Source organism: Pontiella desulfatans (assembly GCF_900890425.1).
Lineage (GTDB): Bacteria > Verrucomicrobiota > Kiritimatiellia > Kiritimatiellales > Pontiellaceae > Pontiella > Pontiella desulfatans.
This window is the reverse complement of sequence record NZ_CAAHFG010000002.1, coordinates 1,033,848-1,048,911: the sequence shown is the minus strand read 5'-3', so window position 1 is coordinate 1,048,911 and position 15,064 is coordinate 1,033,848. Positions and strand designations below refer to the sequence as shown.

At 58.2% G+C, this 15,064-nt stretch carries 10 protein-coding genes; 2 read left to right on the top strand and 8 right to left on the bottom strand.

Annotated features, from left to right (window positions below; all coding sequences use genetic code 11):
• Window positions 1–480: 480 nt before the first annotated feature.
• The gene (locus E9954_RS19865; protein WP_136081271.1) at window positions 481–1,332 is read left to right on the top strand and encodes a glycoside hydrolase family 16 protein; all 852 of its coding nucleotides are present in this window, start codon (window positions 481–483) and stop codon (window positions 1,330–1,332) included.
• A gap of 326 nt (window positions 1,333–1,658) precedes the next feature.
• A complete protein-coding gene (locus E9954_RS19860) occupies window positions 1,659–3,020 on the top strand; it encodes a sulfatase (protein ID WP_136081017.1) in 1,362 nt (453 codons plus the stop codon).
• Window positions 3,021–3,392: 372 nt separating this feature from the next.
• Here E9954_RS19860 and E9954_RS19855 read toward each other — a convergent pair whose 3' ends face one another.
• The 8 genes from E9954_RS19855 to E9954_RS19820 form a co-directional block, all read right to left on the bottom strand.
• Window positions 3,393–5,543 carry a right-handed parallel beta-helix repeat-containing protein gene (locus E9954_RS19855; protein WP_136081270.1) on the bottom strand — a complete coding sequence of 717 codons (2,151 nt, stop codon included), beginning with the start codon at window positions 5,541–5,543 and terminating at the stop codon, window positions 3,393–3,395.
• A gap of 42 nt (window positions 5,544–5,585) precedes the next feature.
• Window positions 5,586–6,494 (bottom strand): hypothetical protein, encoded by a 909-nt coding sequence (locus tag E9954_RS19850; RefSeq protein ID WP_136081016.1) that lies wholly within the window; start codon window positions 6,492–6,494, stop codon window positions 5,586–5,588.
• 80 nt (window positions 6,495–6,574) lie between these two features.
• Complete coding sequence (locus E9954_RS19845; protein WP_136081015.1) at window positions 6,575–7,501, bottom strand: alpha/beta hydrolase; 927 nt, start codon at window positions 7,499–7,501, stop codon at window positions 6,575–6,577.
• 11 nt (window positions 7,502–7,512) lie between these two features.
• Window positions 7,513–9,015 carry a sulfatase family protein gene (locus E9954_RS19840; RefSeq protein ID WP_136081014.1) on the bottom strand — a complete coding sequence of 501 codons (1,503 nt, stop codon included), beginning with the start codon at window positions 9,013–9,015 and terminating at the stop codon, window positions 7,513–7,515.
• A gap of 87 nt (window positions 9,016–9,102) precedes the next feature.
• Entirely contained in the window at window positions 9,103–10,947 is a 1,845-nt protein-coding gene (locus E9954_RS19835) for an arylsulfatase (protein WP_222847252.1), read from the bottom strand.
• Window positions 10,948–10,959: 12 nt separating this feature from the next.
• Complete coding sequence (locus E9954_RS19830; protein ID WP_136081013.1) at window positions 10,960–12,369, bottom strand: alpha-L-fucosidase; 1,410 nt, start codon at window positions 12,367–12,369, stop codon at window positions 10,960–10,962.
• Window positions 12,370–12,520: 151 nt separating this feature from the next.
• Window positions 12,521–13,999 carry an arylsulfatase gene (locus tag E9954_RS19825; protein ID WP_222847251.1) on the bottom strand — a complete coding sequence of 493 codons (1,479 nt, stop codon included), beginning with the start codon at window positions 13,997–13,999 and terminating at the stop codon, window positions 12,521–12,523.
• On the bottom strand, window positions 14,000–15,049 hold the full coding sequence (locus E9954_RS19820; RefSeq protein WP_136081012.1) for a glycoside hydrolase family protein: 1,050 nt from the start codon (window positions 15,047–15,049) through the stop codon (window positions 14,000–14,002).
• Between the last annotated feature and the right edge of the window lie 15 nt (window positions 15,050–15,064).

The following is a 15,064-nucleotide window of genomic DNA, read 5'->3' as shown; positions in this document are numbered from 1 at the left end:
CTTACCCGGATTAACGCTTGTTGTTCCATCCATGCAACCCCGTTGATCACAAAGTCGAAGGCGTCAACGATGCTGTATTCGGCGAAGTTGTTCAACCTATCGCTATCATCTACGCTCGTATTCGCCACCAGGCTCGCGATGGTATAGCGGATCTACCGCTCGTTGAGCGTAAACTGGCGAATGAATTCCTAGGTTCCCGGCATCGTGTCGTTCTCTCCTTATCCATATATAGTGCCCAACCGGCGTGATCTGACTGCATTTTTTCAAAAAGTTACTGCACCATCCTGAAGCAACGATTCTTTTCCGGCTTGGATATATGCAAAGGCAGTTCGTTCGAAAAACCCAAGTACGCACAAAAAACGGGTTGCAGATTTCTTTGCGTCTTTTTCGCTTCGCCCCATATATTAATCATCCAACGGATCGATGAAAATATCTTCAGGTGTCAGAAAGGGCGTTTTGAACGCATATCTTATTATGGGAATGAAAATCACGACTTTCATGTGCTTGGCGAGCACGTTGCTGGCCCCGGTCTCCCAGGGGGCGCCGGGCGGCTATGCGCTGGTGTGGGCGGACGAGTTCAATGTGGACGGTCGGCCGGACCCGGCCAACTGGACCTATGAGCACGGGCACTCGCGGAATCATGAGGCGCAGTGGTACCAGCCGGAAAACGCCTGGTGCACCAACGGCTTTTTGGTGATCGAGGCGCGCCGCGAGCGCGTTCCCAACCCCGGGCACAAGCCGGGCTCCAAGGATTGGAGGAAACAGTGGGACCACGCCAACTACACCTCGGCCTGCCTCATCACCAGGGGACTCCATAGCTGGCAATACGGGCGCTTTGAAATGCGCGCGAAAATCGATACGCGCGCCGGGCTTTGGCCGGCGTTCTGGACGCTGGGCAACGAGGGCGACTGGCCGACCAACGGCGAGGTCGACATCATGGAATATTACCAGGACAAGCTGTTGGCGAACGTGATCTGGGGGGCGGTTCCCTATAGCCCGCCAAAGCATAAAAGCGTCAAGACCCCGCTTGCCAAACTGGGCGAGGGCTGGGCCGACGATTTCCATCTCTGGCGCATGGACTGGGACGAGGAGCATATCCGGCTCTATGTCGACGACCGGCTGCTGAACGAAACCAAAACCGACGCCACCCGGAACCCGGGGAAGGGGCGGATCGAACACCCCTTCGGCCAGCCGCACTATATCCTGCTCAACCTCGCCATCCACGGCACCTGCGGCGGCGATCCCGCGGCAACGGAGTTCCCTGCCCGCTTCGAGGTCGACTACGTCCGCGTCTACCAAAAACAAAATAAAGACCACCCCGAAACACACTGAATACCTAGCGCGGCATAGCCGCAACCCAATGTTTTAACACCGCAGATAAACACCGATGATACCAAATTAAACTGATTTGAATTTTTTTACCACAGAGTTCACTGAGACGCAGAGGGTGGCAGATATATTGGTTGCTCTGTGCCTCCGTGCGCTCTGTGGTGAGACTCTTCAGGTTAATTGCCTATGACACGGTTAATTTTTACCACAGAGAACTCCGAGACACAGAGCCTCCCAACCCTCTGAGCCTCGGAGCCCTCTAGCGCAGCGGGTGGTGGTAAATTGCCAGTAAAACAGAAATTGAAAGATAGTAGCACAAAGGAAAAACCATGATTCGAACCTTGTTTGCAACGCTCCTCCTTGCGGGCACGGCCCTCGCCGGAACGCCCAATATTCTGCTGATTCTCGCGGACGACCTGGGCTATGCCGACCTCGGCGTGCAGGGCTGCACCCAGTTCAAGACGCCGAACATCGACTCCATCGCGAAGGGCGGCGTCCGCTTCAAGCAGGGCTATGTCAGCAACTCGGTCTGCGCACCGTCGCGCGCCGGGTTGCTCAGCGGCCGCATCGGCATCGGCTTCGAGGCCAACCTGCCCGAAGGCGAAGACGGGCTCGACCCCTCGCTCGAAACCATGGCCGGCATGCTCAAGCGCGCGGGCTACGCCACCTCCTGCATCGGCAAGTGGCATCTCGGCAAACTGGACAAGCACTACCCCACCAACCGGGGCTTCGATGGGTTCTGCGGGCTGCGCGGAGGCTCCCGCTCCTATTTCTGGGATCCGAAAAACAACGACAAGCCCAACAGCGTCAACCGCATCGAGCTCAACGGCCAGCAGGTTGAATTCGAAGGCTACCTCACCGACTTCTTCACCGATAAGGCCATCGCAATCCTCGAAGCGAATCCGCCGGGGCAGCCGTTCTTCATGTACCTCTCCTACACCGCGCCGCACGCCCCCATGCACGCCAAGCCGGAGCACATCGAACGCTACAAGGACATCAAGAACCCCAAGCGGCAGATCTATGCCGCCATGATGCACTCGCTCGACGAAAACGTGGGGCGCGTCCTCCAATGCCTCGACGAGCGCGGCCTGCGCAACAACACCCTCGTCGTCTTTCTCAGCGACAACGGCGGCCCCACCTACAAGAACGGGTCCGACAACGGCCCGCTGCGCGACAAGAAAGGCTCCGTCTGGGAAGGCGGTGTGCGCGTGCCCTTCTTCATCCAATGGCCGGGCACCATCCCCGCCGGGCAGGTGCGCGACGACATCGTTAGCAGCCTCGACCTCGTGCCGACCTTCGCCGCCGCCGCCGGAACCGAGCCGGTCAAGGAGGCCGACGGCATCGACCTGCTTCCCTATCTGACCACTGCAGATAAAACCGTCGATGCACAGCGCATGCTGCTTTGGCGGCGCGACCACATGACCGACCTCGCGCTGCGTCACGGAACGTACAAATGGATCGAAAACCGCAACCGCAAGGAGACCACCCTCTACGACCTGGAACAGGACATCGGCGAAAAGAACAACCTTGCCGAACAGTATCCCGAGATCGTCGAACGCCTGCGCAACCAATACATCAAGTGGGAGGCATCGGTTCCGGAACCCGCCTTCAAATCCGGCTGGACGCCGGCCGACGAAGCCGCCAGCCGCCGTGAGCAGGAAGCCTACGAAAAGAAACAGAAAACACCATAGTACTCTGAGCCTCTTGCAAACCCCTTCGAGTTTGCGAGGCGGTTTTTTGTTAAAAGTTATTGGTTATTGGTTATTGGGCGAAACCGCTGGTTGCGCATGACTTGTCCTGATAACCAATACCCAGTACCTGATAACTGGAACGGCAAAACCAGAGGTTTTGCAAGTTCCTCCTCTGTATTACCCAACCGTTCGCATTGCCCTGCCAAATTTTCTTTCACCACAGAGAGCTCATACCAAATTAAACTGATTCGTTTATTTACCACAGAGGGCACTGAGGCACAGAGGAGCGGGATTGCACTATTTCTCTGAGCCTCCGTGTCCTCTGTGGTGAGAAACCATTCAAGTTAAGTTCCTATGATTCGTGCAACGCGATTAGTCGGGCGGATTCCGCAGGCCGATCTTTGAAAGGTCGATCGGGACGATGCCCATTTCCAGCGCGGGCGAGTTGGGCTTGAACCTGAAGTCGCCGTTTGCCGGATCGACGAAGAGCGGGTCGATGGCTTTGCTGTTTGCATCCACGCCGTCGCCTTGCTGTTTTTCCAGCATGTCTTTTCCGAGGGAGGGATCCGCCGCGCAAAAGTATAGGTTGTAGTCGGTATCGGCTTCACTTGAACGCGCAACCTGGCGGCCCCGGCTATCCTCCGTTGCCCCGGCCTTGGACTGCAGCTCATGGATGAAGGTGCAATCCGGTCCGGAAGCATAGAAGATATTCCGCTTGATGGAGGCGCCGGTCATGGGGCCTTCGCGCACGGAAAGATAGTAGGACCGTTCCATGTCGCCAAGGCTCGCCACGAGCACATCGGCCACAATGTTGTTCTCCACGCGCGTATTCAACTTGGCCATGATCCCTTGCGAGGAACATTTGTAGATCAGGTTTTCGGCGAAGAGGGTATCGCGTTGCCCGCCGTCCGTGCGGATGCCGCACTGCATGATCATGGGGGCAACCAGGTGGTGCACATAGTTTCGGCGGAAAACATTGCCGGCCCCGGCCCCGCGGATGTAGAAGGCATTGCCATCGCCGAGCATTTCCATGGCGTGGTGGATCTCGTTATATTCGATGAGGTTGTCGTGGGAATGAAGGAAGGGGCGCACGTCCTCGATATCCAGTTTTTTGGGCAAGTCGCCGATTTCATTCAGCCGGAGGGTTCTACCGAGCTCCCGCCCCCTTTTATTGAAAAAGTCCGTCATGCACCCCGAGAGAATGATCCCGGTATAGGGCGTGTGATGAACCAGGTTGTTCGCCACGCGGTTTCCGCCGCTCTGCCAAACGAGGATGCCGGCCGAGTGCGAATAGATCCGGCCCGTATGGTGGACCTGGTTGTTGTAGACGAGATTGTTGCCGTTCACGTCCTTTGTTCCCGGGCCATATCCCGCGAGCACGATGCCGGCGGCCCCCATATGTTCGATATGGTTGCCGGAGATCGTGGTATTGCGGCCGTGCAGGTCCACCCGGATGGCGCTGCTGCCGCTTTGGGTGAAATGGCAACGCTCAACGGCACAATGCTCGGTGCCGCGCAGGCGCAGCAAGGCATTGGCCTTATCCAGGAAATCCCAATCGTGTTGGATGCCCGCATCGTCCTCCGCCACCGTATAGCGATCGCCGTGCGTAAAGGTCAGCCCCCGGAAGCGGAGGTTTTGCACCGGCACATCCTTTGGGCCGGCGACATCCACCTGTCCCTCGACCCGGATATACTCGATCAAGCGGGGCGCCAGCACCGGGGTCTTGCCGCGGGGCCAAAGATAGACGACGCCCTCCTTCGTGTTCAGCACCCATTCGCCCGGTTCGTCGAGTTCCTCCAGCACATTTTCCACCCAGCAGTTTTCCGTTTTCTTCAGGAAATGGAGCGGGTTCATGGCATAGGTTGCATCAATGGCCGTATGCGCCATTTGTTCCTTTTCATCAACCGAGACCAACGGAAGAACATTCACAATCCAGGCATGGTGCGGACGGATAATGATTTCCACATCCTCCACATTCGTCCAGTCCTTCAATTTGCCCTCGGGAAAATGCAGCGTGTTGCGGCTTCCGCCCTTCAGCGAAATGAATCCGGCCGACTTTGCACGGGGCAGCATGCCTTCCGAATCGTAGAGCGTGAAGAACCGGCCCGCAACCTTCGCCGCCCAAACCTGGCCCTGTGCCGCCTTCGGCAGACCGGGCAGCCGGCCGGACACTTTTTTCCATCCCTTGATTTCCCGCCCCGAGCTGAAAACCGGCGTTTCACCGGGATAGGCCGCGTAGGTAATCGACCGCGTGTCGTCCCCGGAATCCTCCAGCCCGAACACCACCGTTTTTTCCAGGAGGTAGGTGCCCTCGCGAACCAACACCTCGATATCCGCCGACGTGCTTTTCTTCAATGTCCGAACCGCATCGCGCGCCCGCTCCAACGTGGCGAACGGGCCATCGGTTCCCTGCGCATTGGGTTCGGCCAGCGTGCCGGACCACGCATCGGATCCGTTTGGCGACAGATAGAAATCAGCCGGTGGTGGTGCGGCAAAACCGCCGACCGAAACCAACAACAGCATACCCAATAAAATCAAATGCAACGATTTCAACTTCACGATCCCCTACTTGAAATAGAGCTTCTTCAAATAACCGTATACCGTCCGCATCTCCTGTTGGTCCAATGCGGTCTCAAACATCAACAGGCGGGCCAGCTCTCCATCGAACGACTCTTTTCCCATGTGGTTGATCGCATTGCGTTCGGTACCGATGGCCATCCGGCTGGGTTCAACATTTCCGACGGGATAATCATGGGAATTAACCGCCTCGGAGGGGTTGTTGACAAAGAGCTCCAATTGAACAACGCCCTGCCCGGAACCCTGCCGGCCCATGATGATGTGCCACTCGTCTACCGCCGGAGGGGGTGCGGCGACTTCAGGCGTATTCACCCCATCGCGCACCCTCTCGCCCAATCCATTGCGCGAGCCCATATAAACGCGGCCGTCGGGATAGAACGAGCCCCAGAAGCCGGCGTATTGCCCCGGTTCCAACTGCGGCTTCCCGGTATTTCGAAGACAGCCAAAAAAGGCGTTCGGATAGCCGGAGTTGATCTTTCCGGGGCCGCCTTGTTTATAGGGTTTGATGACCGCGAACCACGTATATCCGCCACCGGTTATCATACCGTGAAACGCCTCGTCATTGTCGTTGATCAATTCATCCTCCCTAAACACGAGGCTGCTATGACCGTTGACTTGAGTTGCATTCTTTTTGAGGGTCGGGCGACCGGTGCCCGTCTCCTTCTGTGAAACAATGGTCTGGGTGCGCCCCTCTTCGGTACACGCAAAAGCGAGCGCCTTCGGGTTGGGTGCCTGATTCGTCCAGCTGGTCACCATCACCTCATCCTCAAGGGCCAGGCCGACATCGGCATTCAGATCCAGTACCAATCCCTTTGCCACCGGAACCGTGAAATCCGCATAGCCCGCCACGCTTAGCAAAAGCGACATGACCGTCAAATTCAACATAAACCTATTCATCCGTACTCCCGTTAATAACCCATTCCATTCGATCGTTAGCCGCCGCCCCGTTCTTTGATTGCTTAACCCTCTGTTGCCCGTCATTCAAGGGCCTGCCTAGCGGCATAGTCTGCGGTGATGCGCTGGATTTCCTCCAGGCCGGGTTCCGGATCCCCGCCGGCCTTGCGCCAGTTGTGCCCGGCCTTTTCGACCACCACCACTTCAACCTCCGCGCCGATTTGATCGGCCTTCTTCTTCAGGTGCGGGGCATGCGCGTAGGGAATCGTTGCATCCGCATCGCCCTGCATCAACAGCAACGGCGGGCTATCCTTCTTGATCCAGTAATACGGGCTCATCTCCTTGTACGCCTCGGGAAATTCCGCGAACCCGCCTTCCTTTCCCGTAATCCTGAAACCAAAGCGGTCCGGATCCTTATCCGAAAGATCGGTCTTGAAGAGCTCGACGTCGGTGAAGTCCGTCGGGCCATACCAGGAAATCCCCGCAAGGGGTTTCGCATCATAACCCACCAGGGCTTCATCCCCGGCAAAGGTTTTCGGATCGGCCAGGGCCAGCATCTGCGCAAGCTGGCCTCCGGCCGAATCGCCCCAAACCACGATGCGCCCTGGATCGAGCCCATACGCAACCGCGTTCTTTTTCAGGAACCGCAGACCGTCCATCGCATCCGTCACGCAGTCGCGCATCAACACGCCATTGGTTTTCTTATAGAGCCGGTAATTGATGGAGACGCAAACAAACCCTTTTTCGGCGACCTGCAGGAACACCGGCCGCATCAGCGGAAGGCCGCCCTTGTCCTTGCTGCCGGCCGCCCAACCGCCGCCGTGCACATAATACAGCACCGGCGCCTTTGCGGATGGCTGTCCGGGCGGCATATAGATATCCAGCGTAAGCTTTCGCCCATCGACCTGCTTATAGATCACATCGCGAAAGCATTGGGCGTCCCAGAGCACTTCCGCGAAGCACCCGGTTGCCGCAGAGAGAACCAATATGGTAACCATCAACCGTTTCATGACACCCCCGGTTATTTGTTTTTCAGCTTGGGTAGCAGCGGTGCTTTATCGTCCCATCCGACATTGCGGTCGAAGAGGGTTCCGTAGGGCTGGTAGTTGTTGTATGGCACCGCCTCGGCCTTCCAATGGCCGAGATGCTTATCGTAGGTCTGGCGCATCTGCTGCAGGGCGGCGCTGTATTCGGGGTTGCCGGCCTGGTTGACCAGCTCGTGCGGGTCCTTGCCGAGATGGTAGAGCTCCTCGGCCACCTCGAATCCCTCGGCCGCATAGCCCCAATAGATATATTTCATCTCCCGGGTCACCACCGCCATGGCGTGCGTGACGGGCGGGCCGGATTGGTTATAGACATTGATCAGCGCGAGCGATTCATGGATCGACGCCTTTGGATTCCCGTAGAGCTTCATCAGGTCGGCGCCATCCATGGTTGCAGGAACAGGAAGTCCGGCCAGCTTGAGCAGGGTCGGCGCAAAATCGATGTTGCCGGTCAGTGCATCGGAGCGCAGCTTCTTTCCGGAGTTCGGGTGGCGCGGATCATGGATGATCATCGGGACGCGCGAGGCCTCCTCGTAGGGCAGCACCTTCGAACCCAGGCCGTGGGAGCCGCAGAAAAAGCCGTTGTCGGAGGTGTAGATGATCACGGTATTATCCGCAACCCCCTGCTCCTTCAACGCATCCACAATCATCCCGACGGCGACATCGATTCCATAGACCTGCTGATGGTAGGTGGCCATGACGCCGTCATAATCCTTGTCGTAGTCCCACTCCTCGAAACGGACATACTGGCGCCCCTGCTTGCTCTGCTTCGAAAAATGCGCGCCGTTTCCACGCCCATAGTTTTCCGGTTTCCTGAAGGTCTTGCCGGCATACACCGCATCGAACTTCGGATCGGGCGTCGTGGGCCGGTGCGCGGCCTTGAAACTGATCGACAGGCAGAACGGCTTTCCGGCCTTGGCGGCATCGCGGATGAAGTCGCGCCCGAACGCGCCGTAGGAGAGCGTGGAGTGCGGATAGGCCTCCGCATAGGCGGCCATCGATTTGTTTTTCGCCGTTTCATAAAACGTCTGCCCCGGGCCTCCGCCCCACCGGTCGAAATCGGCGGCGGGCAGTTCCCGCTTTTTCCCCTCCGGCGTATCCCTGAGCTCGAATCCGAACTTGCCGGCGAAGGCGGTCATGTAGCCCGCCTCGCGCAGTAGCATGGGATAGGTTTTTTTCCAGGTGGCGGTCAACATCTCGCCATGCTTGAAGTTGCAGCCGGTCTTGTATTCATACATGCCGGCCATGACGGTGGCGCGCGAGGCCATGCAGATGGCGGTCGTGTCGTAATGGTTGTCGAAGACCATGCCGTCGGCCGCGAGCCGGTCGAGGTTGGGCGTCTGCACGTCCGCGTTGCCGTAGCACCCCATGGTATAGGAACTTTGGTCGTCGGACATCAGATAGACGATGTTCGGTCTCTTTTCCGCATTAACTACAGCGGCAGACAGTAAAGCTGCGGCAAGCAAGGTGGTTCGTTTCATTCTCAACTCATTTCTTTGGCAGGAGCAACGTAGCGCGGATATCCGATCCGCGTACCCTGCACACGGAACTCGCATCGGATATGCGAGCTACTCAATCGCCTTAACCCGTTTTTTGTTAAGCTGCGGCGGGACGCGTCCATAGGCCGGATCGTAGACGGGAACACCCATGCCCTGCGGCGTCTGCCAACCGGGTTTCGGCTTGTGCGTCACATAGGCGTAGTACGGCGTGGCCGTCAGTTCGGGCCCGATGAAGACCGGGGCGAGCTGGGTGATGCCCTTCTTCAAGGAAACCTTGAACGTGACCTCCTTGGCCCCGGCGGGGATGGCCTGGGTCTCGTCAACCTCGCCGATGCGCATCCGCGCCTGCTGGTAGTTGAACGCCTTGCCATAGGTTCCATCGTTGATGCCCTTGTCGGCCTCGACCGGCCAGCGGCGCAGCGAGATCTCGTAGTCGCCATCGCGTTCGACTTCGATGGCCCAGTGGGACACCTCGGCAACATCGCCGTTCTTGATGTGGTCCTGGTTCCACGGCGGGAGTTTGTCGATCAGCCAGTCGTGCGAACTCAGTTTCACAACCGGGGACTTGTCGGAGCCGATGACCATGTAGCTGGTCAAATCATGTTCCTGCGAGACATCGCTCCAAAAGGCATCGTATGCGCCGCGCAGGCGCTCCACCACTTCAGGGTGTTCCGCGGAAACATCGGTCGCCTGCCGGGGATCGGCCTTGAGATCGAAAAGCCCCTGGCCGTTGTCGTCGTTCACCAGGCGCCACCGGTCGGTCATCACGGCGCACCGGCGCCATTTGATGGGATCGACCACGCGTTGGGTCTCAACCACGAGCGCCCGATCCGGCCAGGTTGCTCCATCGGCATAGAGCAGCTCGCGCAGGCTGCTGCCGTCGTATGCGGTCTTCGGCGCGGTCAGGCCGCACAGGTCGATGAAGGTGGGGAGAATGTCGATGTGCGCGGTTAGGCGCTCGATGGATTTTCCGGCTTCAATCTTTCCGTCGGGCCAGCGAATGATGAAGGGGACGCGATGGCCGCCATCGTATTCCGAGTTTTTCTGGCCGCGCATGCCGCCGTCGAAGCCGCGGCCCTCCGCCAGCCCGGCCGCCGTGCCGTTGTCGGTCATGAAAACAAGGATGGTGTTTTCCGCCAAGCCTTCGGCATCGAGCATGGCCATCAGCTTGGCGAGGTTGTCATCGATGTTGGCAATCATGCCATAGAACTCGGGATAGGAAACCTTCGGGTTGTTTTCGTAGGGGTTGCTGTATTCCAGCGGGCAGTAGAGCGGCTTATGCGGGGCGTTGAGCGCAATGTAGGCAAAGAACGGCTTTTCCTTGTTCGCCTGGATAAACTTCATGCCCTCGTCGAACCAGACATCGGTGCAGAAGCCTTCGAAGCGGCGCAGCTCGCCGTTGACGACATAGGTGTCGTCGAAATAGTCGTTGCCCCAATAGTCGGGCGCCTGGCCAACGCCGCCTGCCTGGTGGTAGATGCTGTGCTGGAAGCCGCGGTCTTCGGGACGATAGGGATAGCAGTCGCCCAGGTGCCATTTGCCGAACATGCCCGTGGCATAGCCGTTCTGCCCGAAAATATCGGCCATGGTCGTTTCGCGGCGACGCAGCATGCTGCGCCCCTGAACCGTGTGCCAGACACCGACGCGGTCGGAATAGCGGCCGGTCATCAGCGCGGAGCGGGTCGGCGCGCAGGTGGGATCCACATGGAAGTTGTTGAGCAGGGTCCCCTGTTCGCGCAACCGGTCGATCGTCGGGGTTTTGATGGCGGGGTTTCCGGTGAAGGCCAGATCGCCGTAGCCCTGGTCGTCGGTAATAACGATCACGACGTTGGGTTTTCCCCCCACCTTGGAAAATGCAGGCCCAACCATGGTTCCAGCCACCAGGGCCATCAGCATCATGTTTTTTCTTTTCATACGCATCCCTTTCTACAATTGGACTTTGACCACCGTGTCGTATTCATCCAGCGGTTTGGCGGGCAGTTTGATTTTAAGGACATCGCCCTCTTGCTCAAAGGCCGCCGGTTCGCCGTTGGAGAGATAGGTTGCGGCCGTTGCGGTGAGCCCCTTCACGGAGACCGTTCCAGACCCCGGCCATTCGAGGATATGCAGGTATACGGTCTTGCCGTCCTTGCTGGCGGAGAGGTCGCCCCACTCCGGCCGTTCATCCAACGGATTGCGGACGGTTCCATAGATGGATTCGCCGTTGACCTTGAGCCACTGGCCCATGGCGCCGTAGATGCGGACCGCTTCGGGATCGAGCCTTCCGTTGCCCATCGGACCGTTGTTGATCAGCGCATTGCCGCCGGCGCAAACCGTATGGACGAAGCGTTCAACCATCTCCTTTTCCGTATGGTAGTAGCAGTTCCCTTTGGTTTTGTAGCCGAAGGAGGAGCTGACGCTGTCCGGCGACTCGACGTAGAGCGGCAGCTTCTTGGTGGGCACCTCCTTATCGCCGATCGAAACATAGTCGTAGAGCGGCAGGTATTGCGGCTCGATCTTCCCTTTGCCGCGGTGGATCAGGCGGGAATTGATCAGGCAGTCCGGACGGTGTTTCCGCACCATGTCGCTGAACAGCTTGGCGCGTTCCATGTTCATCCCCACCGGTGTATCGAACCAGATCAGATCCAACTCATAGTTTTTCACCAGCTCCTCCACCTGCGGCAGGCTCTTCTTCATGATGTAGCGGTCCATGTCGGGTTCGAAATCCGCCGGAAGGTCCGGATGCAGAACACTGCGCTTGCAACGCTTGTTCAGGTACGGGGCATCGGGTTCGTCCCAGTCCTGCGCGTGCGAATAGTAGACGCCGAACTTCATGCCCTGGCGATGGCACGCCTCGCTGAGCTCCTTGATGATGTCGCGCTTGAACGGGGTGTAGTCGACAATGTTGTAGTCGCTGACCATCGATTTGAAGAGCGCAAAGCCATCGTGGTGCTTGGAGGTGATGACCACGTAGCGGATGCCGCACGCCTTGAAGGTCTGGGCCCACTCGTCGGCATTGAACTCCACCGGATTAAAGGCGGCGGCCACCTGGTGGTATTCGGCGGAAGACATCTGGGCGGAAATCTGGATCCACTCGGAATAGCGGAAGCCATTGCCGCGCCCTTTGTATTCCCCCTCGAGGGCCGAATAGGCGCCGAAGTGGATGAACGCGCCGAACTTGGCATCGCGGAACCACAGCTCCTGGCGGGCCAGCGAGTCGGGCGTCTGTTGCAGGCCATCGGCGAAGCGGTATTCGAACGTCACATTGCCCTTCGGTTGGTTCGGGGATTTTTCCGCCGCCTGCAAAGGCAGGGTGCCCACCGCGAGCACGAACAGGGGTAGCAGGATGTTTTTCATTTTTCTCTCCGGGTTTTCCACAGGTTATACCAAATTAAACTGATTTTAATTTTTTACCACAGAGTTCACAGAGACGCAGAGGGAGGCAGATCTATTGGTTGCTCTGTGCCTCCGTGCGCTCTGTGGTGAGACTCTTCAAGTTAATTGCCTATTAGAATGCTTCGGGCGCCCAATCGGGAATGCCCTTTTCCTTCAGTTGCTGGTTGTAGCGGATGGCCAGCGGCTGGTCTTCGGGGGCCACCTTCGGCAGGTCTTCGTTGACCATCTTGGGCAGCACCGACTCCCACCATTGGTCGAAGGATTCGCGCAACTTGGAAACCACTTCGGGGTGCGCGTCGGCCACATCGGTCGTTTCGCAGGGGTCCTTGGAAATATCATAAAGGTTCCGGTTGTTCACAAAGCGCCAGCGCGCGGTGCGCACGGCGCACTTCTGGAACTTGGCCTCATCGCGCTTGCCGGGGTTCCAGCGCCCGCAGTGCACAAACAGTTCGCGATCGGGCCACTGCGCCGCGGGATCCTTGAGCAAAGGCAGGAGCGACCGGCCATCCAGCTCCTGCATCTTGGCCGGAAGCTTGGCTCCCGCCAACTCGCAGAAGGTTTTGTAAAGGTCGATGTGCGCCGTCAGGGCTTGAACATCCACCCCCTCGCCCAGAACCCCCTTCCACTGCCAGAAGGCGGGGACATGCGTTCCGCCTTCATTCGGCGAATTCTTTGCGCCCTTCAGGTTGGCGTTGAAGTGCTTAATCTTCTCGCCGTTCAGCTTCCCGCTCAAATGGGTGGCGCCGTTATCCGTCATGAAGATCACCAGCGTGTTTTCCTGCGCCTTCCATTCGGCCAGCTTTTCCAGCAACCGGCCAAAATTATCGTCGATGTTTTCCACCATGCCGTAGCGCCCGGCGGTTCCGGCATCGTAGCCGAGTTCGACAAACCGCTTCGTATATTTTTCGGGAGCGACCAGCGGCGCGTGCGGGGCATTCAGGGAGATGTAGGCAAAGAAGGGTTTCCCGGCTTCGTGCTGCTTCTTGATCCAGGCCAGGCCGGATTGAAAAAACAGGTCGGTGCAAAAGCCCTTGGTTTTAACGATGGTGTCGTTATGCAGCAGGACGTTGTCGAAATAGAGGTTTTCCTCGTTCGCGGGGAAGTCGCCAAACCGCGTCTGCCCGATCCCGCCGGCCCCGTGGATCAGCACCTCGTCGAATCCGCGACTGCCGGGCAGGTAGGCCTCCTCGTCGCCGAGGTGCCACTTTCCGAAGATGCCGGTCGTGTAGCCTGCGCCCTGCAGCGCCTGCGGCATCGTGAAGGCATCGAGCGCCATCCGCTCGCGCTGGAAGATCGTGTGCGTCACCCCGTTTTTAAATGGTGCGCGCCCGCTCATGATCGCGGAGCGCGTCGGTGCGCAGGTTGGGCTGACCTGGAAGTCGCGGAAGCGCACGGCCTGGTCGTGGAAGCGGTCGATGTGCGGGGTCTTGACCACCTCGTTGCCCATGCAGGACAGGTCGCCCATCCCCTGGTCGTCGGTCATCACCAGAATAATGTTGGGGCGGCTCCCCGCCAACGGCTTGGCTTCCACGAGGCTTGCGGCGGCGCACGCGGCAAGCAATAGAGCGGTCAACATCGGTTTTTGATTCATCTATTCCCCATTCCAGTTATTGATTCTCACAAAATATCCGGCAGACGGTTTTTCATCGTGGCAGGCCAGGAAGAGGCATTCCGGCTTGCCGTCCTTCCACAGGATGCTCGGTCGTTCGCTGCGCGCAAGTTTATGTCCGAAATACATCTCGTTGGTCAGGTAGCCGACCTTCGGCTCCCCCCAATCAATCCCGTCCTTGGACTGGTAGATCAGGCCCGGGCGATATCCGCCCTTCTTGAGCTGTCCGGCCGGAATTGGGTTGCCTTCCAGCATATTCTTCACCCCCTGGCGATCTTCAACGATCATGTAGTACATTCCGTTGTAGTAGAAGGCATAGGGATCTTCGATGTCGAGTTGCTTATCCGCATAACTGATGACCGGGTTGTGCGCATAGTTCACATAGGGGCCTTCGATGGTGTCGCTTTCGGCAAACGCAATTTCACGGAAACCCTTCTTTATGGGTAATGCATCCGTCATCGTTTTGTAATAAATCCGGAACGTTCCTTCCGGGGTCACGACAAAGGTTGGATTCGAGGCATGGACGATCTGGTAGCCATTCAACACCCCGGCCGCGGGAATGATCGGGTTCAATGGACTTTCCGTCCACGGCCCATCCGGCGACTTGGCCGTGGCAATCCCGACCTCCTGTTTCGAGCCGTTTTCGTCGCGGTGCCGGTTCAGCAGAAAGACCAGGACATAGGTGTCGCCCACTTTGGAGATTTGCGGGTTATGATAGCTGGCGTCGTCGCTTGCAAACACGTTGCCCAGAAAGGTGTACGGGCCTTCCGGCCGGTCGGCGACCCAATGCGCAATCCGACTGTTTTTGATCCAGCTGCCGCTCCTGGGAATGATGGAATTGAATATGTGCAGCTTTCCTGCTTCATCGTAGATCGGCGCCATGCCCCAAGTCCAGGTGCCTTCTTCGGCCTCCAGCACATATTCCCCGGGCACCTGGGCCTGGCAAAAGGAAGACACTTCGATGCCTCCAACCCGTTCGCACCACATGCCCGACAGCAAACCACCCAGCAAAACCAACTTCAACGCCTTCATTCCCTGCATCCTTGT

Excerpts from the sequence above, each read along its gene's own strand:
- E9954_RS19865 (WP_136081271.1), top strand. The coding sequence starts at position 481 with ATGAAAATCACGACTTTCATGTGCTTGGCGAGCACGTTGCTGGCCCCG.
- E9954_RS19860 (WP_136081017.1), top strand. The coding sequence starts at position 1,659 with ATGATTCGAACCTTGTTTGCAACGCTCCTCCTTGCGGGCACGGCCCTC.
- E9954_RS19855 (WP_136081270.1), bottom strand. The coding sequence starts at position 5,543 with ATGCTGTTGTTGGTTTCGGTCGGCGGTTTTGCCGCACCACCACCGGCT.
- E9954_RS19850 (WP_136081016.1), bottom strand. The coding sequence starts at position 6,494 with ATGAATAGGTTTATGTTGAATTTGACGGTCATGTCGCTTTTGCTAAGC.
- E9954_RS19845 (WP_136081015.1), bottom strand. The coding sequence starts at position 7,501 with ATGAAACGGTTGATGGTTACCATATTGGTTCTCTCTGCGGCAACCGGG.
- E9954_RS19840 (WP_136081014.1), bottom strand. The coding sequence starts at position 9,015 with ATGAAACGAACCACCTTGCTTGCCGCAGCTTTACTGTCTGCCGCTGTA.
- E9954_RS19835 (WP_222847252.1), bottom strand. The coding sequence starts at position 10,947 with ATGAAAAGAAAAAACATGATGCTGATGGCCCTGGTGGCTGGAACCATG.
- E9954_RS19830 (WP_136081013.1), bottom strand. The coding sequence starts at position 12,369 with ATGAAAAACATCCTGCTACCCCTGTTCGTGCTCGCGGTGGGCACCCTG.
- E9954_RS19825 (WP_222847251.1), bottom strand. The coding sequence starts at position 13,999 with ATGAATCAAAAACCGATGTTGACCGCTCTATTGCTTGCCGCGTGCGCC.
- E9954_RS19820 (WP_136081012.1), bottom strand. The coding sequence starts at position 15,049 with ATGAAGGCGTTGAAGTTGGTTTTGCTGGGTGGTTTGCTGTCGGGCATG.